The sequence below is a fragment of the Streptomyces sp. NPDC058880 genome (assembly GCF_042742535.1).
Taxonomy (GTDB): domain Bacteria; phylum Actinomycetota; class Actinomycetes; order Streptomycetales; family Streptomycetaceae; genus Streptomyces.
This window is the reverse complement of sequence record NZ_JBHYMC010000034.1, coordinates 17,852-41,803: the sequence shown is the minus strand read 5'-3', so window position 1 is coordinate 41,803 and position 23,952 is coordinate 17,852. Positions and strand designations below refer to the sequence as shown.

19 protein-coding genes and 1 pseudogene are annotated in these 23,952 nt (G+C 69.7%); 6 read left to right on the top strand and 14 right to left on the bottom strand.

Translation table 11 applies throughout. The features are described 5' to 3' along the window. Window positions 1-152: 152 nt before the first annotated feature. The gene (locus ACFW2G_RS20055) at window positions 153-1,622 is read right to left on the bottom strand and encodes a peptidoglycan D,D-transpeptidase FtsI family protein (protein ID WP_384581586.1); all 1,470 of its coding nucleotides are present in this window, start codon (window positions 1,620-1,622) and stop codon (window positions 153-155) included. 58 nt (window positions 1,623-1,680) lie between these two features. Beyond that, window positions 1,681-3,309 (bottom strand): penicillin-binding transpeptidase domain-containing protein, encoded by a 1,629-nt coding sequence (locus ACFW2G_RS20050; protein ID WP_384581588.1) that lies wholly within the window; start codon window positions 3,307-3,309, stop codon window positions 1,681-1,683. 438 nt (window positions 3,310-3,747) lie between these two features. On the opposite strand from ACFW2G_RS20050, the gene ACFW2G_RS20045 reads away from it, so the two are divergent. The 6 genes from ACFW2G_RS20045 to ACFW2G_RS20020 all read left to right on the top strand — a co-directional run bounded on the left by ACFW2G_RS20045 (window position 3,748) and on the right by ACFW2G_RS20020 (window position 11,032). Beyond that, window positions 3,748-4,719, top strand: a complete 972-nt coding sequence (locus tag ACFW2G_RS20045) for a LysR family transcriptional regulator (RefSeq protein ID WP_384581590.1) — start codon at window positions 3,748-3,750, stop codon at window positions 4,717-4,719. Further along, window positions 4,710-5,585 carry a serine hydrolase gene (locus tag ACFW2G_RS20040; RefSeq protein ID WP_384581592.1) on the top strand — a complete coding sequence of 292 codons (876 nt, stop codon included), beginning with the start codon at window positions 4,710-4,712 and terminating at the stop codon, window positions 5,583-5,585. Before ACFW2G_RS20045 ends, ACFW2G_RS20040 begins: the two co-directional genes overlap by 10 nt. 259 nt (window positions 5,586-5,844) lie before the next feature. Continuing rightward, window positions 5,845-6,405 (top strand): DUF4360 domain-containing protein, encoded by a 561-nt coding sequence (locus ACFW2G_RS20035; protein ID WP_384581594.1) that lies wholly within the window; start codon window positions 5,845-5,847, stop codon window positions 6,403-6,405. Between the two features lie 503 nt (window positions 6,406-6,908). Further along, complete coding sequence (locus ACFW2G_RS20030) at window positions 6,909-7,613, top strand: hypothetical protein (protein ID WP_384581596.1); 705 nt, start codon at window positions 6,909-6,911, stop codon at window positions 7,611-7,613. A 677-nt stretch (window positions 7,614-8,290) separates the two neighbouring features. Further along, window positions 8,291-9,832 (top strand): hypothetical protein, encoded by a 1,542-nt coding sequence (locus tag ACFW2G_RS20025; RefSeq protein WP_384581598.1) that lies wholly within the window; start codon window positions 8,291-8,293, stop codon window positions 9,830-9,832. A 319-nt stretch (window positions 9,833-10,151) separates the two neighbouring features. Then, window positions 10,152-11,032 (top strand): IS5 family transposase gene (locus tag ACFW2G_RS20020; protein WP_384581600.1). Its coding sequence is split into 2 segments (ribosomal slippage): window positions 10,152-10,512 and window positions 10,512-11,032, totalling 882 coding nucleotides; the frame shifts between segments, so codons are not numbered across the junction. Between the two features lie 398 nt (window positions 11,033-11,430). On the opposite strand, the pseudogene ACFW2G_RS20015 reads toward ACFW2G_RS20020, so the two are convergent. The 12 genes and pseudogenes from ACFW2G_RS20015 to ACFW2G_RS19960 all read right to left on the bottom strand — a co-directional run. Beyond that, window positions 11,431-11,594: pseudogene (locus tag ACFW2G_RS20015) on the bottom strand (DNA-binding protein); the annotation flags it as partial. 1,015 nt (window positions 11,595-12,609) lie between these two features. Then, a complete protein-coding gene (locus ACFW2G_RS20010) occupies window positions 12,610-13,098 on the bottom strand; it encodes a nuclear transport factor 2 family protein (protein ID WP_384452170.1) in 489 nt (162 codons plus the stop codon). 53 nt (window positions 13,099-13,151) lie between these two features. Then, window positions 13,152-13,790 carry an NADPH-dependent F420 reductase gene (locus ACFW2G_RS20005; protein ID WP_384581602.1) on the bottom strand — a complete coding sequence of 213 codons (639 nt, stop codon included), beginning with the start codon at window positions 13,788-13,790 and terminating at the stop codon, window positions 13,152-13,154. Then, entirely contained in the window at window positions 13,787-14,386 is a 600-nt protein-coding gene (locus ACFW2G_RS20000; RefSeq protein WP_384581604.1) for an antibiotic biosynthesis monooxygenase, read from the bottom strand. Before ACFW2G_RS20000 ends, ACFW2G_RS20005 begins: the two co-directional genes overlap by 4 nt. A gap of 40 nt (window positions 14,387-14,426) precedes the next feature. After that, window positions 14,427-15,848 carry an aldehyde dehydrogenase family protein gene (locus ACFW2G_RS19995; protein ID WP_384581606.1) on the bottom strand — a complete coding sequence of 474 codons (1,422 nt, stop codon included), beginning with the start codon at window positions 15,846-15,848 and terminating at the stop codon, window positions 14,427-14,429. A 271-nt stretch (window positions 15,849-16,119) separates the two neighbouring features. Further along, window positions 16,120-16,698, bottom strand: coding sequence for an NADPH-dependent FMN reductase (locus ACFW2G_RS19990; protein ID WP_384581608.1), 579 nt, complete (start codon window positions 16,696-16,698; stop codon window positions 16,120-16,122). Between the two features lie 104 nt (window positions 16,699-16,802). Then, complete coding sequence (locus tag ACFW2G_RS19985) at window positions 16,803-17,645, bottom strand: alpha/beta fold hydrolase (protein ID WP_384581610.1); 843 nt, start codon at window positions 17,643-17,645, stop codon at window positions 16,803-16,805. Between the two features lie 130 nt (window positions 17,646-17,775). Beyond that, a complete protein-coding gene (locus tag ACFW2G_RS19980) occupies window positions 17,776-18,624 on the bottom strand; it encodes a phosphatase PAP2 family protein (protein WP_384581612.1) in 849 nt (282 codons plus the stop codon). Between the two features lie 118 nt (window positions 18,625-18,742). Next, entirely contained in the window at window positions 18,743-19,372 is a 630-nt protein-coding gene (gene def / locus ACFW2G_RS19975) for a peptide deformylase (protein ID WP_384581614.1), read from the bottom strand. 91 nt (window positions 19,373-19,463) lie between these two features. Next, entirely contained in the window at window positions 19,464-20,579 is a 1,116-nt protein-coding gene (locus tag ACFW2G_RS19970) for an NAD(P)-dependent alcohol dehydrogenase (protein ID WP_384581616.1), read from the bottom strand. Window positions 20,580-20,710: 131 nt separating this feature from the next. Continuing rightward, window positions 20,711-22,234, bottom strand: coding sequence for a GMC family oxidoreductase (locus ACFW2G_RS19965; protein WP_384581618.1), 1,524 nt, complete (start codon window positions 22,232-22,234; stop codon window positions 20,711-20,713). Window positions 22,235-22,441: 207 nt separating this feature from the next. Beyond that, window positions 22,442-23,947: a GMC family oxidoreductase gene (locus ACFW2G_RS19960; RefSeq protein WP_384581620.1), complete on the bottom strand. Its 1,506-nt coding sequence runs from the start codon at window positions 23,945-23,947 to the stop codon at window positions 22,442-22,444. Window positions 23,948-23,952: the final 5 nt, after the last annotated feature.

Below are 23,952 nucleotides of genomic sequence, written 5' to 3'. Positions count from 1 at the left end.
GGTGGCCTGCTGTCCGGCCCGTTGTGGCGCTCCTTGGTCTGACCAAACCGCAGTGGCTCGTGTCGGTCGATTTCGCTGCGCCAACGTGACCAGGTGCGGGGTGGGCTGGATGCGGCGTCCTCCCGGTCCTGCGGGGGCAGCGCAGGTTGCGGTCACTTGAGTATGGCGTTCATGACTGCTTTGGCGATGGGTGCGCCGAGGCGGCCGCCGCCGATGTGGGAGGGGGCGATGTTCATGTCTTTGGGGTCGATGAACACGGCGACTGCGACGGGTGAGGTTCCGTCCTTCTGTTTGGCGTAGGAGACGAACCAGGCGTAGGGGCGTTCGTCGTCTACGTTGACGCCGTGTTCTGCGGTGCCGGGTTTCCCGCCGACCGTCACCCCCGGGATCTGTGCTCCGTTGGCGCTGCCTTCGCGGACGGTGTGCTCCATCATCTCCTGCACCTTCTTCGCGGTGCGTTCGGAGACCGCCTGGCCGTGCGCCTTGGGGGCCGCTTTCTCGATGACGGACAGGTCGGGGGCTTGGATCTGCTCGACGAGGTAGGGCTTCATGACGGTGCCGTTGTTGGCGATGCCGGCGGCGACCATGGCCATCTGCAGGGGTGTGCTGGTCAGGCTTCCCTGACCCATGCCGGTGAGCGCGGTCTGGGGCCTGTCGAGCTTGTCGGGGTAGGTTGCGGCGGAGGTTCGGACGGGCAGGAAGTGTCCCTGGTTGAAGCCGAACTTCTCCGCCGTCTCGCGCATCTTGTTGACGCCGGTCTTCAGCGCCGCGTCCAGGAAGACGTTGTTGCAGGACCACTGCATGGCCGTCTTCATCGAGACTTTGTCGCACTGGGCGTCCGGCACCACGTTGCCGATTTTCCTTGAGCTGTCCGGCAGCTGGTAGGGGGAGGGGATGCCGGAGGGAGCGTTGATGTCGGTGGCCGTGCCGTGTTCGAGGGCGGCGGCCGCGGTGAGGATCTTGAAGGTGGAGCCGGGCGGGTAGGACTCGCGGATGGCCCGGTTGCTCAGCGGCTTGTCCTTGGCCTCGTCGAGGCGCGTGAACTCCTCACCCTCCTTGAGAGAGTTCCCGGCGAAGACGGACGGATCGTAGGACGGGGTGCTGGCCATGGCGAGGATCTTCCCGCTGCGGGGGTCGAGAGCGACGACCGCGCCCTTCGCACCGAGGTCCGTGAGCCCCTGGTAAGCGGCCTTCTGCGCGTCGGGGTCGATGGTGGTGACGATGTCGCCGCCTGCGGTGTCCTTGCCGATCAGGGCGTCGAAGACGTTGTGGTGCAGGCGTGGATCGGTGCCGGCGAGTATGCCGCGGTGGACGCCTTCGAGCATGGTGGCGCCCTGGGCCTGGGAGAGGTAGCCGGTGACCGGCGCGTACATGGGCCCGTCGGCGTAGGTGCGTTTGTAGCGCAGGTCGGAGCCGGGGGTCGGTATGGATCCGGTGATGGGGTGTCCGCCGACGATGATGTCTCCGCGCGGGCGGCTGAATGCCTCGATGAGGTTTCTGCGGTTGTTCGGGTCCTTGGCCAGGCTCTCGCCGGAGACGGCGTGGATCCAGGTCGCCCGGGCGAGCAGGGCGAAGAACAGCAGCCCGAAGAAGACTGCCGTACGTCGGAGGGTCTTGTTCATTTTCACTTTCGGGGAAGGCCCTGCCACCGGCAGGTTGGTGGGCCGGGGCGGCGTCTGGTCAGGACGGGTCGTTGGGGAGGGCTTCGAGGAGGTGGCGCACGACGGGTACGGCGGAGGATCCGCCGGTGATGCCGCCTTCGACGACGGCGGCGATGGCGACGTTGCCGCGGGTGGCGACGACCCAGCCGTTGTTCGGGGCGTTCTCGCTGACTTCGGCGGTGCCGGTCTTCGCGCTGACGTTCCCGGGCAGGCCGGCCAGTCCGCGCGCGGTGCCGTCGGTCACGGTGGCCCGCATCAGGGCGCGCAGCTGGGTGACGACCTCGCCGGGGAGTGGGGTGGTGGTGGTTTTGTCCTGCGCGCCGGGGGTGATGGTGGGCTGGTGGAAGGTTCCGGAGGCGGCGGTCGCGGCGACGGAGGCCATGGTCAGCGGGTTTCCCAGCACGCGGCCCTGGCCGATCATCGAGGCGGCCTTCTCTGTCTGGTCACGGGGGTCGGGGACGGAGCCGTCGAAGGTGGGAAGGCCCACGTTCCACTTCTGTCCGATGCCGAAGTACTTCGTGGCGACCTCGCCGAGTTCGGCGTCGCCGACCTTGCCGCGCAGGCTGATGAATCCGGTGTTGCAGGACTCGGTGAAGTTCTTGGTGAACGTCGCACCGGGGAACTCGGAGGTCTCGACGTTGTGGAACTGCTTTCCGACGGTCAGATATTTGGGGCAGTCAACGATGTCGCCCGGTTTGACGGCATCGCGCAGGAGCAGTGCGCTGGTGGTGACGATCTTCCAGGTGGAGCCGGGGGCGTAGGTGCCGGAGAGGGCGCGGTTGAAGCCGGCGGCCGGTGAGTTCGCCACGGCCAGGATCTCGCCGTTGTCGATGCGCAGCGCGACCAGGGCTGCATCCTTACCGCCGGCCTTCGCCGCCAGGGCCTTGTCGGCCGCTGCCTGCCACTGGGAGTCGAGCGTGCTGCGGACGCTCTGCCCGGCCGCAGCGCCGTCTTCCTTGCCGAACCGGGCCTCGACTGCGGTGACCTGCCCGCTTTCCCGGTTGACCCGCTCGATCGCGCCGCGTGGGCCGGCGCCCGCGCGCTGCGCGATCTGGGTGAGCACCGGCTTCAGGGACGGGCTGGCGTCCGCGGACAGGGGCTGCCCGGTGCGGTCGGTGACCGGGGAGGCGTTTGTGTCCTGGCGCTGGAGTCGGAACTTCTCGGTGCTGCTCAGGTTCGGGTGGACCAGCGACAGCTCCCACGCGACCTTCCAGCCCCCGTCCTCGTGTCGGCGCAGGGGTATCTGGGAGTCGTAGGACCAGGTCCCCAGACCGGTGACCGGCATCTTCGCGGAGAACGCGACAGTGACGGTGCCGTCCTTCGCCGCACTTGCCGCACCTGCCGTCAGGTCCGGTTTGGTGATCTCGAGCCCCGCGGTGAAGTTCCGCAGGATGGTCTGCGCCTGGTCGGGGCTGGTGGTGCGGGCCCCCGCGCTCTCGGCACGCCCGCACGCCCAGTCCGCCAGGAACGCCTCCGCCTGCGCCACGGCATCCGGATCGACTGCCGGGCGGCCCGGCCCGAACGGCCCCCACCCCACCGCGTACGCGCCGCCCGCCGCAGCGGTGGATGCCGCCACCGCCGCGGCGGCAGTGCGCAGGAAGCGCCGACGTCGGCGGCGGGCGGGGACAGGGCGTTGCAGTTCATGCATCAGATGGTCCTTCCATCTCCAGCTGGGCTGGGTCACGACGTCAGCGGTGCGTGTTTCGGAGCGTGCGGCTGCTCAGGTCAGGAGCGGTCCCGCGGGAATGCGGACCCAGGGGCGGCATCAGGGGCGGGCCGGGGCGGCCAGAGCCCGGAGATCGCGCAGCGGGAACGCGGGCGTCGCGGCCCGTCGGCGTCGCGCAGGCGCTCTTCCGCCGCAGCGGGCACAGCTGCAGGGCCCTTCGGCTCGGGTCGTGGCCCGGGATCAGTGGCCGGGGCGCACGCCAGGGTGCAGGCGCCCACGCCGACCGCGAGCAGCGGGACGAGTAGGGCGAAGACATGGAGCGTAGGTGTGGGCACGCCCCGAGATCAGCATCAGCACCAGCACTATGTCCAATATCTGAATCAAATCCACAATAATGTGATTCTGATATCGTTCCTGCTCGTGGACATAGTTGGGCATGTGCGGTGCTTTGTCGCTGTTGCAGAGGAGAGACATTTCGGTCGGGCCGCTGTCCGGCTGGGCATGGCCCAGCCGCCTCTCTCGCAGCGCATCCAGCGCCTGGAGAAGGAGCTCGGCGTGAGGCTCTTCGAACGCACCAGCCGCAGCGTCACCCTCACCCCGGGCGGCGCTCTGCTGCTGGACGACGCGCGCGCCCTGCTCGCCCGTACCGATGCGTTCCTGGCTGGGGCCGCCCGCATCCGGGACGGCCGCAGTGGCCTCTTGCGTGCCGCGCTCCCTTCCGGCATCGCCGGCGAGTCCGTCGCCGCGATCCTCGCTGGCCTGCGCCGCCACCAGCCCGGCCTGGAAGTGGAACTCCACGAGCTGTCCACCGCCGAACAACTCGCCCGCATGGCCTGCCACGAACTCGACGCAGGACTGATCCACCACCCCTGCGACACCACCGGCCTCGAACTCGGCCCCGTCCTGCGCCGCGAACTCGGCGTCCTCCTGCCCCCGGCCTCGCCCCTGGCCGCACGGGCAGAGGTGCCGCTGTCCGCGCTCACCGGATGCGACCTGGTCCTCTTCCCTCGCGCGGACGCCCCCGCCCTCTACGACGAACTGCTCACCACCTGCGCGCGCGGCGGCTACACCCCCGATACCGTCCGCCACGGCCAGGGCGACAGCTTCATCCGCGGTCTGATCCGCTCCGTCAACGCCGTCGCCTTCACCGCCCCACCCGAGCCGGGCCGCCCGGCCGACGACAGCGAAGCGGGCACTGTCTGGCGGCCCCTGACGGGCGCCCCGCTCGCCTGGCGTTTCTCCGCGGCCTGGCCCACGGACCGCAACAGTGCCGCCGTCACCGCCTTCGCCGACGCCGCCCACACCGTCCTGCGCAACATGAACGGGGTGTCCGCCGACCAGCCCCCGCGCCGCCCCCTGCACCTGCGTCCGGCATCGGAGTATTGGCTGTGAACCCCCTCCAGCGCATCCACAACGCCTTTGCCGAAGCCGGCGCGGCCGGCTGGCTCCATGCCGTCGATATCGACACCGGCGCCGAGATTGATGTCGGCGCCGGCCAAGCGGTCGTCACCGCCAGCGTCCACAAGCTCTGCCTGCTCCTCACCCTCCACCAGCACGCCGAGCAAGGTCTCCTGGACCTGACCGAACAGATCGAATGCCCACCTGCCGGACGCACCTCAGGCCCGACCGGACTCGCCGCCATGCTCGACGGCGTACGGATCTCCCTCAGGGACGCCGCCTACCTCATGACGGCCGTCAGCGACAACGCCGCCGCCGAACTCCTGCTAGAACGCGTCGGCCTCGACGCCGTCAACACCACCACACAGCGCCTCGGCCTCACCCGCACCCGCGCCCTGTACACATTCGCCCAGACCCTCGCCACCATCCGCGAAGACGCCGGCCCCGCCGGCACCCAGGCCCTCACCGACCCCCACGTCATCGCCCGCCTGCGCGCACTGGACCCGGCCCGCACCAACCACAGCACCCCCCGCGACATGACTCGCCTGCTTGCCGCACTCTGGCGCGACGAGCCGTGCACACCCGAACACGGCACAGCGATCCGCCGCCTCCTCGGCCTGCAGGTCTGGCCCCACCGCATGGCCTCCGGCTTCCCCTTCGACGACGTCCACGTCGCAGGAAAGACCGGCACCCTGCCCACCCTCCGCAACGAGGTCGGCGTCATCGAATACCCCGACGGCGGCCGCTACGCCATCGCCGTCTTCACCCGCGCAGCCAACCCCGCCGCCACCCTCCCCGCCATCGACGCCGTCATCGGAACCACCGCCCGCATCGCCGTAGACACACTCCGCACCCGATAGGCCCCGAGGCGCCGGGCGCCGGAGGCCATCCGGAGGCAGGAACAAGTGCCGGGCACCCATCTGCAGGCATATGGGAAGTTCTTGGTGCGCAGAGAACAAGCCGGCGGGGGCGCCGCTACCCAGGTGGATGCCTGCGCGACGTGTCCTGCGGAGGCTCACCCTCGCTACACGTATGGACTGATTGAGTTGCTTAATGCATTGTCCCGGTGGTCGGTTGGAGGTCTACAACTGGCGCTAGCAAGCCCGTCTGGAGACCCGCGTGAGGATTGCCCGGTTCACTGCCGCACTCGCCCTCATCCTGCCGGCCCTGTCTCTCACCGCAGCCTCACCTGCTGCCGCAGCCGTCGCCGTCACCACCGTGAGCTACTCCGGCACAGGGTGCCCCACCGGCACCGCCCAAAGCAGCATCAGCAGCGACGGAAAGACCCTCCAAGTCTCTTTCAGTCAGTTGGTGGCCGTCAGCTCCTTGGGAGTGCCTACTAACGGTTTCAAGTCCTGCACGTTGCGCATCCGCCTCGCGGGCAGTCCCAGTGACAGCCTCAACGCCACCGCCACCCTGTCCGGCGTCCGCAACCTGCCGCCCGGGCGGAGAGCCACCAGCACTGCTACCTACGCCTCACCTAGCCTTCCCGATCTTCCGATCTACTCCACGACCGGCGACAGCCCAGGTGGCCCCTACACCGACACCCACAGCCTCCAGTCCGCTCTCCCCCTGGGGAACATCCTTCTGGAAGCCCGGCTCGACACCTTTCTGCGCCCCCTCACCGGTCGGCAGAACGCATTCAGCTCAATCAACAGCTTTACCCTGCACATCAACTGACGCCCCGGCTGCTAGACCGGCCCGGCCCCGCCTCGACAGGCAGCTTTGGCAGGCCCCTGGCCATCCTGACTCCGCATGGCCGCACATCTGAAGGCATAGCGCGGACCGCGCTCGCACAATCACATTGCAACCACGGTGCCTTGGAGCGTCGCCCAGGGCGCCGTGCACTGCTTCCAGAACCGCGCCCGCCTCGTCCGTGCCCTCTGGGAGCGGCTAGAGCAGCCGGAGGCCGCGCTCACCGCGGTGAGGGTTGTACCGGCAGGGGGGGGAGGGTTCCGCGTGGGGCCTGGGCGGTGAGGCAATCGGCAGTGAAAGGTCTTTCTGCGCTTGGGCCGCGTGGCTCTCGGGTGAGCGTTGGTACTGCGTCTGCACGTCGTGCGGGCCGTTGTGCGCGTCCTGCAGCCGAAGGATCTTGCGCGTGCAGGGGTGGGAGGGCGGGGCCATCCAACACACTGCGGGGGCCGAGTCTCCGGGGTCGGTCACCCCGGGCTCGTACAGATTGCATGCTGACCATGACCGTATTTGGCAGTGCCTCCCGTCGCACCCGGTTGATCGCGCTCCGGGCCACCCTGCCCGCTGCCTTGCTGCCTTGCTGCCCTGCTGCCCTGCTGGCCTTGGCCCCGCCCGCTCACGCCCAACCCGTGTGCACCGTCAACGGCGCATCCGGCACCATGGGCACCAACGGCGACGATCGCATCATCTGCACCGGAAACGTCGACGTCCTTGTCGAGGGCCGCGGCGACAATGACAACATCACCATCTCCGGCATCGTCTTCACCCGGGGCGGTGTCGGCGGCGGCTCTGGCGACGACACTATCTTCACCGGCATCGTCTCCGGTCGCTTCGGCGGCGACGACGGCAACGACACCATCATCACCGACGCCGTCCGCGGCCTCGTCGGCGGCCAGGGCGCCGTCCTCGGCGGCGCGGGAAACGATGACATCGCGGCGGCCAGCGTCGGATCGACGGGCAGTGGCGTGGTCGATGGTGGCAGCGGCGACGACAGGATCCGCGGGATCGGCGGGGTCCCCTTGGTGGTTGGCCCCGGCTTCGGCACCGTCAACGGCGGAGCCGACACGGACACCTGCACCATCCAGAACACGGGCCGGGGCGGGACCGTGAACTGCGAGGCAAGACGGCCGACGGACCGGCGCTGCTCCTCTGTCACGGTCCCGCGCCCTTCGGGAAAGCCGTCCGCACGCTCATGACCTCGCCAGCCCTACGGCAGGACGACTCCCATGCGCCTTTGAGTCAATAGTTGGCTTCGGAGGGGCTTTTGTTGCGGATTGAACGGTTGGTGTGAGGTCAGCCCGGGCCTCTGATCGCGGATGGGCGGGTCGGCGGGCTGGTGATGGGCTCCACAGGTCTACTCGCCGCGAACGCCGCGGGTGTGGTCACCCAGCAGGGCGTCGCCGCCTCCGCCCTGGCCAAGACTCTACTGACCGGCGCAGCACCGGCCTTCACCGCGTACACCCGCGTCCTCGGCAACTCGTCCAACGTCGGGACAACACCCCTGCGGCGCCTGCCGGGACGGCAGCCCCACCTGCGCCGGCTACGACTGTCCACGGACCGAGTGTGGGAGCCGGATAGTGAGGCCCGGGCCGCCAGCCCCGCACGGCCACCCCGGCCTTGGGAAGCATCGACACAGCCGTTGGCATCCCGGCCCCCGAAGGAGACGGTGCGGCAGATCGACTTCCCGACGGTGCCCGGGGGCGAGGCGAAGCCGCTGTAGTGGCGCTCTGGCCCATGGCCAACACCTCTCACCCGTTCGGGTCCGTCTCGTTGCGGAGGAGGCGGGCACATACAGACCAGGAAAGCGTGGATCACGCCTCTCCACGCGGCACGCAAAGAGGACCCCTCTCAGCCCAGGAAGGCGACGCCCCCTATGCGATCCCCTCAGCTTCCTGCCAGACGTACGGGCCTGACGATCCTCGCGGCCTCGGTGGTCCTGACCACCTGTCTCAGCGCGGCGGCCATCCCGGCCGCGCATGCCGCAGTGCCCGGCTGCGCGCAGGTCGCGGTCACCATCACCTGTGCCAACGGCATCCCCGTCGGCCAGGTCCTGCAGGTCCCGGCCGCCCAGAACATCACCCAAATCATCATCCTCGGACCCATCTTGGGCTCCCTGCAGAGCACCAGCACTATCGCCCAGACGGTCACCGTGACCGTGCCGACCGGCTCACACCCCGCCATCGGCCCCACCAACGGCACCGACGGCACCGTCACCCTCAACGGCCAAGGCATCACCCTCACCGCCACCGGCAGCCCCGGCCGTAACGGCAACGACGGAACCATCAACCTCAACCGCGCCGCCGCCAACCTCAACGGCGGCTCCGTTGCCACCGGTATCGCCGGTGCCGGCAACTCTGGAACGGTCACCGGCACCGGTACCGTCGACGCCCGCGGCGGCACCGTCGGAAGCGTCAACCGGGGTAGTGGCGGAGCCGGCCTTGCCGACGGCTCCAAGGTGACCGCGAGTAAGGTCACCGCCACCGGCGGGGTCGGCTCGACGGTCGGGGGCGACGGTATCACCGGCAGTGGCACGGTGGTCACTGCGCCCATCGTCACCGCCACCGGAGGCAACGGCGGTACCCGCTTCGAAGGAGGCACCGACCCCACCGCCTTGATCGGCGGCGCCGGCGGCAGAGGCATCGGCGGCGCTCAGGTAGAGGCGACCACCATCACCGCCCGCGGAGGCGGTGGCGGCAGCGGCTACAACGGCGGCGCCGGCGGCGGCGGTATCGGCGGTGCCCAAGTAAGGGCGACCACCATCACCGCCGGCGGCGGCGACGGCGGCAGCGGCAGCGGCGTCGGTGGCGTCGGTGGCCCAGGTATCGCTGTCGGCACTCGGGTAGAGGCGACCACCGCCACCGCCTCCGTCACTGCCATCGGCGGCCGCGGCGGACTTCTCGGCGGCACTGGCATCGGTGGCGCTCAGGTAGAGGCGACCAACGTCACCGCCACGGGCGGCCCAGCCTCCAGAGGCACGGGCGGCGCTGGCATCAGTGGTGGCCGGGTAGAGGCGAACACCGTCAGGGCCAGCGGCGGCATCAGCCCCTCCAGCGACCGCAGTGCCGCCGGGGTCGTCGCGGCGACGGTCCAGGGGGTCGGTACCAACGACCGCATCACCGCCGTAGGCCAGGGCGGATCCGTCGCGGTCCTCAACGCGAAGGTCACCTCCAGCACGGCAAACTCCACTCACGTGATCACAACTCAGGGCGGTAACGGTGGCACCCTGACCGGCGGACCCGGCATCAACAACCTCACCGTCAACGGCACCAACGCGGCCGGGGCGGTCATCGACGGCTACAGCCAGAACGGCGGCCGCGGAAGCATCATCGTCACCGGCCCCAACAACGGCACCATCAAGAACACCACCGGCTACACCGTCTGCAGGACCGGCGGCTCCCCGACCAACAACTGCTAGACCGCCCACCCGATCTCCAACATCTCTCACAGGACCGAGCCCAAGCCGCTGCCGGCATTTTCTGACAGCGGCTACGGTGCCCAGCCAGCGGCAACCCCCATACCGGCATGAGATCGCCAGACTCCCAGTCCCAGCCCCCGCGGTAAGAGCGGCGAGGACAGCCACCGGGAGCACCGTTGCGAGGGAGATCTGCTGCGCGACGATCGGGACGTGCGCGCCCTGACCGCTGCTCTCGACCCGGGCCCGGCCCCCACGCGGAGGACTAGGTTCCGTCCGGCGGATCTTGTGACTGTCTGCTTGTCCGGTCGTTAGGCCGGGCATGGGGCGGGGTGATCTGACGAATGCGGAGTGGGTGCGGCTTGAGCCGCACCTGCCTGCCGCCGGGCAGCGGGGCGGACGCTGGGGTGACCACCGGCAGGTGGTCAACGGGGTCTTGTTCCGGGTGCGGACCGGGGTCCCGTGGCGGGACCTTCCTGAGCGATACGGCAGCTGGAAGACCGTCTACGAACGTCATCGGCGCTGGTCCGCTGACGGCACGTGGGACCGGATCCTGCGGGCGGTCCAGGCCGACACCGATCTGGCGGGCCGGCTCGACTGGAGCATGGTGGGCGTCGATTCGACCACGTGCCGCGCTCACCAGCACGCGGCCGGGGCCCGCAAGACCGCCCCGCGGGTCCCGAAAAAAGAACGACGCCTCGAAACCACCGCCCCGACGAGGGAATCGGCCGGTCCCGGGGCGGCCTGACCTGCAAAATCCACCTCGCTGGCGAGGGCGGATGCCGCCCGCTGGCCTTCCTGGTCACTCCGGGCCAATGGGGCGACGCACCCCAGTTCACCGAAGTCCTTGCCCGGATTCGTGTGGCCCGGCCTCGCGGCGGACACGCCCGCACCAGGCCGGACCACGTCAGCGGCGACAAGGCATACAGCTCACGCCACAACCGCAGCCACCTGCGAAGACGCCAGATCAAGCACACGATCCCAGAGCCGAAGGACCAGCGGGCCAACCGCAAACGCCGTGGCAGCAAGGGCGGCCGGCCCGCCGGCTTCGACAGCGAGCTCTACAAGCGTCGCAACGAAGTCGAACGGACCATCAACCGACTCAAACACCACCGAGCCGTCGCCACCCGCTACGACAAACGCGCCTACGTCTTCCACGGCACCATCACCACAGCAGCCATCAGACTCTGGCTCCGACCATGATCCGCCGGACAGAACCTAGGCCTGCAGCTCCTGTGTACCGACCGCGCTCGCAGTCGGGGCGCTTGTGGATTCGGATCGGTGAAGGCGTCACACGTACGGAGGGTTTGGCCGCTCCGCGTCTTGGCAGCAGGCGTCGGAACGCATGGGATACCGCTCATGCCCTGGTGCTCTTCACCCCCCGTACACCTCTTGATCGCCGATATTGTTCGCGCTGTGCGCGCGGGGGACGACCACGTGCTGCCCCGCCTGCTCGTGGCCTTTGCCGTCAGCGCCGACGCGGCGGCGCCCTTCACCCTGCGAACCGCCCTCCTCGGCGATCTAGATCAGCCGTGAAAGCCACCCATAGCAGGCCGGTGCATCGCGGCTCCGCCAGCTTCCTGCCTCGGGCTTCGCCCCCGCGCGACGTCGCTGATCCGGGGGTGGGGCACCTCGACGAGCACGAATGCCGCGGTGAGCATGGGAAGGTCGGCGTCGCGAGCGGCGGTGAGCCATTCGTGGACTCGCGGTCGCGTTGTAAGGCTTCGGCCAGGCCCTCGCTGTCCAGGATGAGCGCGCCGCTCACCCTGCTGCCCCGGCTCCTGCGGAGGAGCGGCCAGTGGGCTTGGCCCGCTTGGCAGCGACAGCCTCCAGGTCGGTAGGGCCATGAGTCTGGTCGACGTCGGCAATCAGCTCGTCCAGGTTGTCCCGCTCGATCCGTGCGCGGCTCCTCCAGACGGGCACCCACCGCTTGCCGACCTGCTCGCGTATTGCTTGCAGGGGTGCCGGCGGTCAGGGAATCGAAGATGCCGCTGCTGGGGCCACCGTCGGGTAAGAAGTTGGTGTCGCCGTCCGCCACGACATGAGATGGCGTTTCGAACGCCCAACGGCGTTCCCCTGTCTGTGAAGGTGCTGCTTCGCTTCCGGCGTGCGTCAGGAGCCGCACGTAGCGCCCGTAGCGCACATAATGCACATTGATCTAGAGTCCGTTTTGCGCCTCACGCGTCGCTGACCTGCAAGTTTACCGAGTGTGCCTTATGGGCGTTACGTGCGATATCTTGACGCATATCTGACGCATATCTGACGCACGTGACGCACGTTTGACGCACGAACGGCATGCGTTCTGATGGGCCGTCACCTCTGTCAGGTGGCTGCTGGGCGGAGCCCTTTCCTGTGCGACGGATGGGAGTTTTGAAGCGGCTGGAGCACGGGTTCGAGCTGTTGGGCACCGGAGCCCCATCCGTCTCTCGGTAGTGACGTTCCGTGAAGCCAGGTTGGGTCTCCGGTGAGGCCGCCTCAGAGCCCGAGACCGTCAGCTCGCGGTTCGGGGACGCCCATCAGCCGCAGGTGTGCGCTTGGAGAGACCGAGCCCTTCACGCGGGCTATTGCGGAGTCGCTTCACGCGGCTGCTTCCCGTCGGGACTGTCCTGGAGACATGTGCCAGATCCAGCGCGTAGGGCGCTTGCCGACTCCGTATGCCGCAACGACGCCCGGGCGTTCGGTTCGGTTCCCATACTTCGACGGGTGCCCCGGCGCGCGGCGCCGGGGGCTGAGAAAGGCCGCGGCCGTCTTGCCGCCGCGGCCTCGGGTCTCGTGGGTGGTCAGGACGCCCTGAACAGCTCGTTCTGACGGTCGACGTACGGCTGGAAGAGTGCTGCGGGCCAGTTCGGGTCGATGTCCGAGACGCGCTCGATCACCTTCCACACGCCCTCCCGGCGCTCGAAGCGATCCTGGTATGTGCCGCTCGACACCACCCCTTCGCCGTCCTGCTTCCAATTGACGCGCCAGCGCCATGACACGGTGGCGACGTCCCCGGCGCCGGTGATCTCGAACCATCCGACCTCGTGGAACCACTTCTCCAGCGGGAACACGCTGTGCGCGTAGTCGTAGAGGTTCTTGAGCTCGTCGGGTCCGGTGAAGGTCTGGCTGCGCAGGTCGTGAACGGTGAAGGTGGCCTCGGGCCAGTACAGGTCCACGTACTTGTCGGCGGACTCGCGGCTCGCGTCGTTGTCGATGCAGCGCTGGTGGAGTGTGAGCTGTTCGAAGATCTCGAACCGGTCCGTGGCGGTGAGAGGCCTTGGCTCTGTCATGTGCTTGCTCTTTCAGATCGAGGGGTTGCCGGGTTGAGCCGAGGTGCTCGGCGTCACAGGGCTGCGCACGCTTCGTCGCGGGTCACGGCCTTGCCGAGCGCCCCGTACTCGTGGAGGTCGCCGAAGACCTCGATGCGGATCGACTCGTCGATGCCTCCCACCTTGACGGGGTCGAAGCCCGCGGCCGTGATCAGTTCGGCCACCACCCGGCCGGCTGCGTCGTCATCGGTCGCGTAGAAGCCGACTGCGCGTTCGGGCGCCCTGCGGGAGGCGGAGGTCAGGCTTCCGGCCGAGAGGGTGCCGAACGCCTTGACGAGCTTGGCGCCTTCCGGGAGGAGGTCTGCCAGGAGCCGGCCGGAGGATTCTCCGGCTCCGATGGTCTTGACGAAGCCGCCGGCACCGTCTGGTGCGATCGGGTTGGACGGGTCGACCAGGATCTTGCCGGACAGTTTGCCGCCGTACCGGGTGATGAACTCCTTTATCGTGTCCAGCCAGACGGCGAAGACGATCACGTCCGCTTGCTCCATCACCTGCTCTACCGTCAGTGGCGTGGCGTGGCTGCCCAGCGAAGTGGCGAGGGACTGCGCGGCCTTGAGGTCGCTGCCGGCGATCAGGACGTCTTCGCCGCCCTGGACGAGGTTCGCGGCCAGTCGGCCGCCGATGTTGCCGGTGCCGATGATGGCTGTGGTCATGAGAGGCGTTCCTTCGGTACGGGACGAGGCGGGGTGTCGGGGTTGAGCCAGCGGCGGAGCACGCGAGTGACGACGGGCATGGCCACGTAGGTCATCAGCACGCTGAACAGCAAGGCGAAGACGGCGGTTCGTGCCACCTGCGGCAGCACCGTCAAGAAGGGGGCCAGGTACACGCTGCCCAGCAGGGAGATCGGGAAGATGCCGATGGCGGAGCTCACCGCCGTCTTCCACCGGGGCGGAGGAAGCGCCGTCCCGCCGGGTTCGGCGAACCAAGCCTCAAGGCCGGCCAGTTCCCGGCGGGCGACCTCGTGGTGATGCTCCTGGTGTGTGAACAGCTTCTCTCTCAGCGGAGACTTGAGCCAGCGTTCCAGCGCTTCGCGGTCCCGGAAGCGGTGGACGACGACCCAGGAGCCGCCGTCATCCACAGGGCGGAAGAGGCCGCCGCCCAGGTTGCCGGGAATGGTGGCTGCTGCTGCCAGGACGTCCCGTGCCCACCGCTGAAACGCTTCCTCGTGGCCGTGCTCGACGATCCGGGCGGCGATCAGGGCCATGTCTCCGCGGGAAGTGAGGACGGTGCTCTCGGCGGGGGCGGTCACGGGACTCCTGATCGGATGTGATGGCGGGGCCGGCCGCTGTTCAGGGGCGGGGCGCGGCGTGGACGTAGTGCTTGGTCTCCTGGAACTCCTCCAGGCCGCGCACTCCGTTCAGGCGGCCCACACCGGACTGCTTGAAGCCGCCCTCCTCGAACATGTCGTGAACGATCGCCCAGGTGTTGGTCCACACCGTCCCGGCCTCGATCTCGCGTCCCACACGCAGCGGACGGTCGACGTCGCGGGTCCAGATCGAGGCGGCCAGGCCGAACTCGGTGGCGTTGGCCCGGGTGACGGCCTCCGCCTCGGTGTCGAACACCTCGAAGGTGGCGACGGGTCCGAACACCTCCTGCTGCACGATCGGGGCGTTCAGGTCGGCGACCTCGACCAGAGAGGGCGAAAGGAACGCTCCGTCGCGTCGGCCGTGTACGAGGACCTTGGCGTACGTGGCAGCGTCGGCGACGACACCCTCGACGCGCCGGGCATTGTGCTCGTCGATGAGCGGGCCCATCTCGCTGGCCGGATCGTCGCCGGGGCCGACCTTCACGGCCTGTAGCGAGGCGACCATGCGGCGCCGGAGCTCGTCCGCGATGCCGCGCTGGACCAGGATGCGACTGCCGGTCATGCAGAACTGGCCGGTGAAGGTGGTGATGGCCTTCGTGAGGACCGGGACGGCGGCGTCCAGGTCCGCGTCGTCGAAGACGATCATCGGGCTCTTGCCGCCGAGCTCCAGGGAGAGCGCCTTGAGGGTGGGCGCGGCGTTCGCGGCGATGAGGCGGCCCACCACGGTGGAGCCGGTGTAACTGATGACGTCCACATCCGGCGAGCTGATCAGCAGTGGCGCACCGTCGTTGCCCGACTCGGTGAAGATGTTCACCACGCCCGCCGGGAGGCTCTCGGTCTGAGCGACGAGTTCGCTGAGCAGACCGTTGACGAGACCGGTCTGGCCCGGAAGCTTCATGACCACGGTACAGCCGGCGGCCAGGGCAGGGGCGAAGGAGCGGACGGCAAGGACGACGGGGGAGTTCCAGGGCGCGATGACGGCGGCGACTCCCGCCCCCTCGCGGAGCGTCATGGAGTAGAGGCCGGGACGGACCTCGGCCGAGCTGCCGTGGTCGCTCAGGGCGAGCGCGGCGTAGTAGCGGAGCTTGGGGATCGTGAGATCGATCTCGAAGGCGGCCTCTTCGAGGATCTTGCCGTTCTCACGGGCGAGCATCGTGACGAACTCGTCACGGCGCTCGGCCAAGCGGTCGGCCATCTCGAAGAGCGCCCGGGCGCGCAGGTTGCGGTCACGCGACCAGCCGGTGGTGTCGAAGGCACGACGTGCGGCGGCGATCGCTGCTGTCGCCTCCTCCGCTCCTGCGTCGGCGAAGGTGCCGAGGACCGTGCCGGTGGAGGGGTTCAGGGACTCGGTCTGCTTGGCCGAGTCGACCCACTTGCCGTCGATGAAGTTGCGGGCGTGCTGCATGGTGATGGGTCCTTGCATGTGTGAGGTGCAGGCTCCGGCGTGGGGGAGCGTGCGGGCGGTTCCGGTGGGCGATGAGGTCCCGTCAGTGCGGGGCGGGGGTCCCACGAGCTCGGCGAGTAGAGCTGCTCGTCGGTCGACAACCCCGACTGCTTCGACACTACGGCGGTGTCTGCCTCGCGAAATCGGTCACGGTATCAGTCATGACAACCGGGGGGACCTCGGTGGGGTGCCCAGGCTGGCCCCGCCAGGGCGGGGCCGGAGACGGTGCGGGTCAGGCGATGCCGGCCAGGGACTTGTGCTCAGTCAGCAGGACCAGCTCCGCCAGCAGGGCCCGCAGGAGGCTCTCGGTGAAGTCGTCGCCGGCGAAGGTGCCGTCGGCGGCGAAGCGCTGGTGGGACTGGAAGACGGTGACCTCGGGATGGGCGACGACAGGAGTCTGGATGCGGTGGAGGATCTGGCGCAGGACCAGCTGGCCACGGGCGGTGCCGAACTGGGACGGTGAGGCGCCGAGGATGGCGGTCGGCTTGTCGCGCAGGACCGGGTCGCCGTCGGCGGGTCGGGAGAGCCAGTCGAGGGCGTTCATGAGCACGCCGGGGATGGCGGAGTTGTACTCGGGCGTGGCGATGATGACGCCGTCCGCCTCGCGTACGCGTCGGCGCAGATCTGCGACGGCGGCCGGTCCCGCCCCGTTCTCCAGGTCCTGGGTGAAGAAGGGGAGGGTGTCCAGGCCCTGGTAGAGGTCGATGGTGACGCCGGTCGGTGCGAGTGCCTGCAGGGCGCGCAGAAGGCCGGTGTTGTGGGAGGACCGGCGGAGGCTGCCGGAGATGGCGAGGAACGTCTTGACGGGCATTGAGGTGATCCGATCGGTGGTGCCTGGAGGTGGGAGCGGGCCCTGCGCTGATCGGCGGGGGCACGTTCGGAAGAGAAGAGCTGGCCGGTGGCGGTGCGACGGTGTCAGCGAGTGGCTCGGTACGCCTGCTTGACGAGGTTCGTGACCGCGTCGGGGCGGCTGACCATGACGGCGTGAGAGCCGTTGACCTCGGTGATACGGGCGCCGGCACGCTTGGCCATGAAGCGTTCCAGAGACGGGCCGATCGCCTGGTCGTTCCTGGCGACCAGAGCCCACGACGGGATGCTCTTCCACGCCGCGTTCTTGAGCGGCTGACCGAAAGCCTCCGCCGCGATCGGCCGCTGGGAGGCGGCCATCAGAGCGGATGTCGCGGCCGGGACGTCGGCCGCGAAGGCGGCGTGGAACCTGGCGGGGTCGAGCATGACCTCGGTGGCGTTGGTGCCGTCGGGCCGGGTGAACGGGAAGGGCGCCGTCGGCAGGGGCGGGGCGCCCGTGTCGGGGTGCTGCTCCATCAACCCGCCGAGCGACTCGCCTTTCTCCGGGATGAACGCGGCGATGTACACGAGTGCCTTGACGTCGGGTATGGCGGTGGCCGCGTTGGTGATGACGGCGCCGCCGTACGAATGGCCGACAAGGATCTTGGGGCCCTTGACGCTCTGGAGCTGGCTCTGCAGGTAGGCCGCGTCGTAGTCCGGGCCCCGCAGGGGGTTGGCCACCGCCCGTACGGTGAAGCCCTGGTCGCGCAGTCTGGCGGCGGTGCCGTTCCAGCCCGAGGCGTCGGCGAAGGCCCCGTGAACCAGGACGACGGTGGGCTTAGGCGCCGCCCTGTCCGCGCCGAAGTCCGCGTCCGCGAATGCGAGGGGCAGGGAGGCCACGGAGGCGGCCGCCACGACGGCGGCTGCGGCGGCGAGGGTGACGGAGCGACGAGTCCGCTTCTGCTTGCTCACGTGATTCCTTATGGGGTGTGTGCGGCAAGAGCCGCATCGGAGTTGGCCGTGCGCCGGGTCAGCGCGATCGGCCCGGTCGTGTGGAGGCTGTGGACGGGCGGTGCGTCCGGCGGCACGCGCGGACGTGCTGTCATCGCCGTGGCGGTGCGGGGCATGGGTCCCGAGGCGAGGTGCGGGCGATGGTGATCCACAGGAGGGCCGCGCAGATCCAGGCGGCAGAGCCGAACACGAGTGGGCCCGCTACGGTCCCCTCGCGGCCGGCGCCTGTCGCGGCGGCCGCCACGGCCGGGAGGAGCGCTGTCCACGCCAGAGGCCGGGGCATGCTCGGTCTGCTGCCGGAGTGCAGGAAGCGGTGGGCGGCACAGTAGCCCGCGCAGGCCAGGAGTGTTGCGCCGAACACATCGCTCGGCCGGTGCCAGTAAAGTGCCTGAACCGCTCCGGCGGTCAACGCGAGCCAGGCGGCACCGACGGCGGCGAGGGCGGGCCGCCAACGCTCCGGGGCGACGAGCGAGACACCTGCGACGAGCGTGGCGGTGAGTGTCACGTGGCCGCTCGGAAAGCTCACCTCGACGAGGTTGTCGTCCGCCCCCACGAGGTCCGGGCGGATGAGGAGAACGTTCTTGAGCACCTGTGACGCGGCGATGGTGCCGAGGACGGTCACGATCGCCGTACAGCCGGCGAGCCAACGCCTCCGGGCGAGGGCGATGGAGGCGATCGCGGTCAGGCCCACGGCGATGGTCTCCAGGTCCTGGGTCAGCGGCGGCGGCCCCCAGGACTGGGAGGCGTCGGCCATCCACGCACCGTCGGCATAGCCGACCACCAGCGCGTTCTCCGCCCGCTGTCCGAACGGCGTCCATACCGCGACGAGGTAGACGGCAGCGAATGCCAGGAGAGGTCCCGACACGGCCCTGACAGCGGCGACGAGGGCACGTGCGAAGGCTGTGGGACGGGAGACGGCGGTCTTGCACGGTCGTGCCATGGTGGTTTCCGGATTCGCTGGTGGGACTGCCCCGCTGTGGTGTCGAGGAGCCGTCCGGTAGTTGGGGAACGTCGCCTGCGGGCGGAGTGGATCCGCCCTCGCGCATGGGGATCAGCCGTCACCGGGTCTGGGGCTGGGTGGCCAGCAGCCGGGCTCGCTCGTCGCGCTCGGCGACAGTGCGGGCGCGGTTCCTGCGCATCTGGTGCAGCGCTCTGGTACGGGCTTCGGCGCCGAGACGGTCGAGGTACAGGGTTCCGTCGGTGTGGTCGGTCTCGTGCTGGAGGCAGCGTGCCAGCAGGCCGGTGCCATGGACGGTGACGGCGTTTCCCTCCCAGTCCTGCCCGTGCACGGTGGCCTCCGTCAGGCGCCTCAGCTCCTGCTGGGCGCCGGGGACGGACAGGCAGCCTTCACCACGCGTACTCCAGATGTCACCGGCGAGCCGGAGCTCGGGGTTGATGACGTGGCCGATACGCCGAGTGCCTTCCTCATCCGGGCAGTCGTAGACGAAGAGCCTGAGGTCGACGCCCACCTGGTTGGCCGCCAGACCGGCTCCGTGAGCGGCGTGCATCGTGAAGTACATGTCCCGCAGCAGTCGGGCCAGATACGGCGTCCTGAACTCCACCACGTCGGCACAGCGCCGGTGAAGCACTGGATCACCGGTCTCGGTGATCGGCCGGTAGGCACCGCCCATCGCCTCTGGCGGCAGCGAGCGGTCGACGGCTGAGCGCTTGAACGGGGAGCTGGGCATGCGTATGGGGCCTTCTGACACTGGGGGAATCCGCTGGATTGGAGCGGGACGGCGTGCGATCGTCCATGCGTTGCGGTGTGCCGGGTGACGGCTACGCGTGGTGGGTGAGGACGGCTTTGACCGCAATGCCGGCCTGGACGTCGGCGACGGCCTGGTTGATCTCGGCCAGCGGGTAGGTGCTGATGAGGCGGTCCAAGGGGAAGCGGCCCTGGCGGTGCAGTTCCAGCAGGCGGGGGATGAGGACGCCCGGGGCCTGGTGGCCCATCACGGAACCTGTGACGGTGCGGCCCTTGAGGAGTTCGAAGGCGTTCGCGTTGAGGTCGGCGTCCAAGGCGGCCACTCCCAGGACGGCGGCTGTGCCGAGCGGCGCGAGGACCGCGACGGCGGTGTTCATCACGGGAATGACACCCGTTGACTCCACGCTGTAGTCCACCCCGCGGCCGTTCGTGAGGTCCATGACGGCCTGGGCGGCGTCAGCGGTCGCGGCGTCCACCACGTCGGTGGCGCCCAGCTCCTTGGCGAGCAGGAGTCGTTCGGGCTTGCGGTCGACCGCGATGACGCGGGTGGCGCCCGCTGCGACGGCGGCCATCAGGGCGGCCAGGCCGACGGTGCCGAGACCGAAGACCGCCACCGTGCTCGCGGCCCGGACCTGGAGGGAGTTGAGGACCGCTCCTGCGCCGGTGATGATCCCGCAGCCGAGCGGGGCCAGCGTGCTCGGCGGCAGGCTGTCGTCGGCGATCCTGACCAGACTCCTGGGGTGCGCCAGGCCGTGCGAGGCGAAGGAGGACTGGCCGAAGAAGTGGTCGTGGACGGGGCGGCCCGCCGCGTCACGCAGGCCGACCGTGCCGTCCGGGCGGCGGGCGTGGAAGTTGAGCGGGATGTGCTGCTCGCAGTAGGCGGGCTGGCCGGCCAGGCAGTTGCGGCAGGCGCCGCACGAGTCCAGGCTCAGTACGACGCGGTCGCCGGGTGCGAAACCGGTCACGGCCGCGCCGACCGCCTCTACGGTGCCGGCGCCCTCGTGTCCCAGGACGACCGGGTGCGGGGTGGGAAGGTGGCCTGCGGCCGCCTCCAGGTCCGTGTGGCAGATTCCGACGGCCTCGTAACGGACCAGGATCTCGTCCGGGCGCGGGTCGTCGAGCGTCAGTTCCTCGATGAGGAATTCCGAACCGGCGTTTCGGGACACGGCGGCAGTGACCGTGGTGGGCATGGCGATGTGCTCGCATTCTCAGGCTGAGGAGTGCGGTCCCGGTATGAGTCCGGGTACCGCGGGAGGGACCGGCAGGGGTGGTGAGGGGGCGGTGAGGCGGAGCGGGGCCGCACCACCCCTGCTGTGATCGACTAGCGCGCGGAGCGGCCGAGCACCAGGTCGGCGGCCTTCTCGCCGATCATGATGCTGGGGGCGTTGGTGTTCCCGCTGGGCTCGTGCGGCATGACGGAGGCGTCGGCGACGCGGAGGTTCCCCACGCCGTGGACCCGCAGTTCCGGGTCGACGACGGCCAGGGAGTCCAGACCCATCCGGGCGGTGCCGATCTGGTGGTGCCCGGAGACGACCGTGGCCCGGACGTGGTCGCGCAGTCGGGCACGGGTCATCGTCCCGGGACCGGGCAGCACTTCGCCGTCGTTCCATTCCTTGAGCGCGCCCTGTGCGGCGATGTCGCGGAGCATTTCGAGGTTGTCGACCAGCGTCTCCAGATCGCGCGGATCGGAGAACACCTTCGGGTCGAGGACCAGCGGGGCCGTCGGGTCGGTGGAGCGCAGCCGTACCTCTCCGCGGCTGTGCGGGTGCAGCAGCTGGCCCATGGCGGAGAAGCCGTGCTCCGGCAGGTCGGCTCCGGGTACGGGGTAGGCGAACGACAGGAAGAGCGGCTGGATGTCGGGCGCAGGCAGGCCCGGACGGGTCGAGGCGAAGTAGTGGGCCTCCAGGCCCTGTGCCGACCATGCCGGAAGCGGCTGCCTGGACTTCCAGACCAGCGGAGCCGACCAGTGGTCCTGCAGGTTCTGACCCACCCCCGGCAGGTCGGCCCGCACCCGCAGACCGAGGTCACGCAGGTGGTCGGCGGGGCCGATGCCCGACAGCATCAGCAGCTGAGGGGTGCCGAAGACGCCGCCGGAGAGGACCACGTCGTCCACGGCCCGGGCGATGCGCTCCTCGCCTTCGACGACGTAGGCGATGCCGGTCGCGCGGTCACCGTCGAACACGATGCGGGTCACGAGGGCGCCGGTGGTCACGGTGAGCAGGGGACTGTCCTGCACCGGGCGGCCGTAGGCCACCCACGTCGACTGGCGGCGGTGGTGCTTGATGGTGTGCTCGGTGTAGCTCACTCCGTACTGGTCGCCGCTGTTGTAGCCGTCGTTGAACGGCAGGCCGTACTGCTGGGCCGCATCGACCCAGGACCGCACCAGTGCGTCGGGCCCGGGGTTGCGCTGGACGTGTAGCGGTCCGTCCGTTCCGCGTCCTCCTGCCGCACCTCCCTCGAAGGCCTCCAGACGGCGGAAGTAGGGCTCGACGTCCTGCCAGGACCAGCCCGCCGCGCCCTGGTACGCCCAGGAGTCGTAGTCCGCCGCGGCGCCCCGGACGTAGATCATGCCGTTGAACGAACTGGAACCGCCCAGTCCCTTGCCACGCGGCCAGGGGAGCCGGCGGCCGTCCGCGTAGGTCTGCGGCTCGGTCTGGAAAGCCCAGTCCCAGGCGCTGTTCCACAGCTGGATCGAGCCGGTGGGGTCGTGGATGGCCTCGGTGTCGTCCACGGGGCCCGCCTCCAGGAGGAGGACCCTGCGGCCCGCGTCCACCAGGCGCCGTGCGATCACCGCGCCAGCCGAACCGGCGCCCACGACGATGTTGTCGAACTCGTTGGTGCTCATTGCTGTCCTCTTGTTTCAGGTATGCCTGTCGGACCGGGTCAGGGAGCCGTCGGCCGGACCTGCCCGGGCGGCACGGCACCACTGGGTCCGTGCGGGGCGCGCGCCGCATCCGTCACGTGATCCGTCGCTCGGCCTGCGGTGGCCGGACCCGGTCGGAGACCGGACTACGGCCGGCCACGCCAGCGGAACGGCCGTTGCGGCGTCGGCTCAGATCTGACGGGCGATGTGCTCCGCCGCGGCGATGACCGTGAGGTTCGTGGCGGCGGAGGGGACGTCGGGGAAGATCGATGCGTCGACCACCCGCAGGCCGGGCACTCCGCGCACCGCGCCGAGCCGGTCGGTGACGGCCGCCGGGTCGCCCTCGCCTCCCATCGGAGCCGTGGACGTCGGGTGGTGGTACGTGTCCAGGGTGGTCAGTACGGAGGCCAGGATCTCGGTGTCGTCCTTCGCCTGAGGGCCCGGGTTGAGCTCACGCTTGACCAGCCCGGCCAGAGGTTCGGTGGCCCCGAGCCGGCGGGCGAGCTTGACGCCTTCGAGGAGCCGGCGGCGGTCCTCCGGTTCGGCGAGGAAGTTGAGGTCGATCCTGGGGGCCTCCGCCGGATCCCTGCTGACCAGGGTGAGGGTGCCACGGGAATGGGGGCGGACCAGGGCGACGGCGAGCACGAAGCCGACGCCGGTCGGGCTCGTGGAGTGGTCGAACAGGTGGGTGGCGGTGATGTGGAGATCCAGTTCGCCTTCGGCTGCGGTCGAGCTGGCCGTCCACGACTTGGCGCCGATCACAGGTGTCTGCTCGCCGATCAGGTCGGGATCGGCGGCGTAGGCGTTGTAGTAGAAGGGGTGGTCCTGGAGGTTCAGGCCCACCGGGAGATCGGCGATCAACGGGATGTCCAGCGCGCGCAGGTCGTCTGCCGGACCTATGCCGGATCGCAGCAGGATCGCCGCGCTGCCGTAGGCGCCCGCGCTGAGGATCACCTCGGCGGCGCGCAGCTCGGTGCCGTCGGCGAGGAGTACGCCCGTCGCCCTCCCGTCGTCGAAGAGCACGCGGTCGACGAGGACACCGGCACGGATCGTCAGGTTGGTCCGGGAACGGACTTCCTCGGTCAGGTAGGCCATGCCGGTGTTCACGCGCACGCCTTCGCGCACGTTCATCGGGTACGGTCCCACGCCGTGCGGGTCGGCGCCGTTGAAGTCGTCGGTGGGCCGGATGCCGTCGGCCAGCGCAGCGTCGACGAAGGCGCGCTGCATGGTGCTGAGGTCGTTGCGCGTGAGCTGGGAGACGGGGAGCGGACCCGAGCGGCCGTGCAGCTCGTCGTCGCCGGCTTCGGTGGCCTCCAGCGTCTTGAACGCGGGCAGGATGTCTCCGTAGGTCCATCCCTTGAGACCGCGCTCCGACCAGCGGGCGAAGTCCGAGGGCAGGGAACGCACCGCGACGGAGCCGTTCACGGCCGAGCTGCCGCCGAGGACCTTGCCGCGGAAGGCGTCGACGGGGTGGCCGATGAACCCGGGCTCGGACCGGTAGCCCCAGTCGTGCCCGGTCCAGCCGCCCAGCGTGCCGCTGTCGGCCACCCCCGCGGGGTAGGCGTCCGGTGCGTAGGCGGGGCCGGCTTCCAGCAGGAGCACGCGGCGGTCGGGGCTCTCGGCGAGACGGGTCGCGAGGACGGCTCCGGCGGAACCGCCCCCGACGACGATGGTGGTGAAGGCTGCGTCGTTCATGCCGA

Coding starts and splice junctions, on each gene's coding strand:
- def (WP_384581614.1), bottom strand. CDS start 19,372: ATGCCCAGCTCCCCGTTCAAGCGCTCAGCCGTCGACCGCTCGCTGCCG.
- ACFW2G_RS19970 (WP_384581616.1), bottom strand. CDS start 20,579: ATGCCCACCACGGTCACTGCCGCCGTGTCCCGAAACGCCGGTTCGGAA.
- ACFW2G_RS19960 (WP_384581620.1), bottom strand. CDS start 23,947: ATGAACGACGCAGCCTTCACCACCATCGTCGTCGGGGGCGGTTCCGCC.
- ACFW2G_RS19965 (WP_384581618.1), bottom strand. CDS start 22,234: ATGAGCACCAACGAGTTCGACAACATCGTCGTGGGCGCCGGTTCGGCT.
- ACFW2G_RS20030 (WP_384581596.1), top strand. CDS start 6,909: ATGCTGACCATGACCGTATTTGGCAGTGCCTCCCGTCGCACCCGGTTG.
- ACFW2G_RS19990 (WP_384581608.1), bottom strand. CDS start 16,698: ATGCCCGTCAAGACGTTCCTCGCCATCTCCGGCAGCCTCCGCCGGTCC.
- ACFW2G_RS20050 (WP_384581588.1), bottom strand. CDS start 3,309: ATGCATGAACTGCAACGCCCTGTCCCCGCCCGCCGCCGACGTCGGCGC.
- ACFW2G_RS19980 (WP_384581612.1), bottom strand. CDS start 18,624: ATGGCACGACCGTGCAAGACCGCCGTCTCCCGTCCCACAGCCTTCGCA.
- ACFW2G_RS20005 (WP_384581602.1), bottom strand. CDS start 13,790: ATGACCACAGCCATCATCGGCACCGGCAACATCGGCGGCCGACTGGCC.
- ACFW2G_RS20055 (WP_384581586.1), bottom strand. CDS start 1,622: ATGAACAAGACCCTCCGACGTACGGCAGTCTTCTTCGGGCTGCTGTTC.
- ACFW2G_RS20025 (WP_384581598.1), top strand. CDS start 8,291: ATGCGATCCCCTCAGCTTCCTGCCAGACGTACGGGCCTGACGATCCTC.
- ACFW2G_RS19995 (WP_384581606.1), bottom strand. CDS start 15,848: ATGCAGCACGCCCGCAACTTCATCGACGGCAAGTGGGTCGACTCGGCC.
- ACFW2G_RS20010 (WP_384452170.1), bottom strand. CDS start 13,098: ATGACAGAGCCAAGGCCTCTCACCGCCACGGACCGGTTCGAGATCTTC.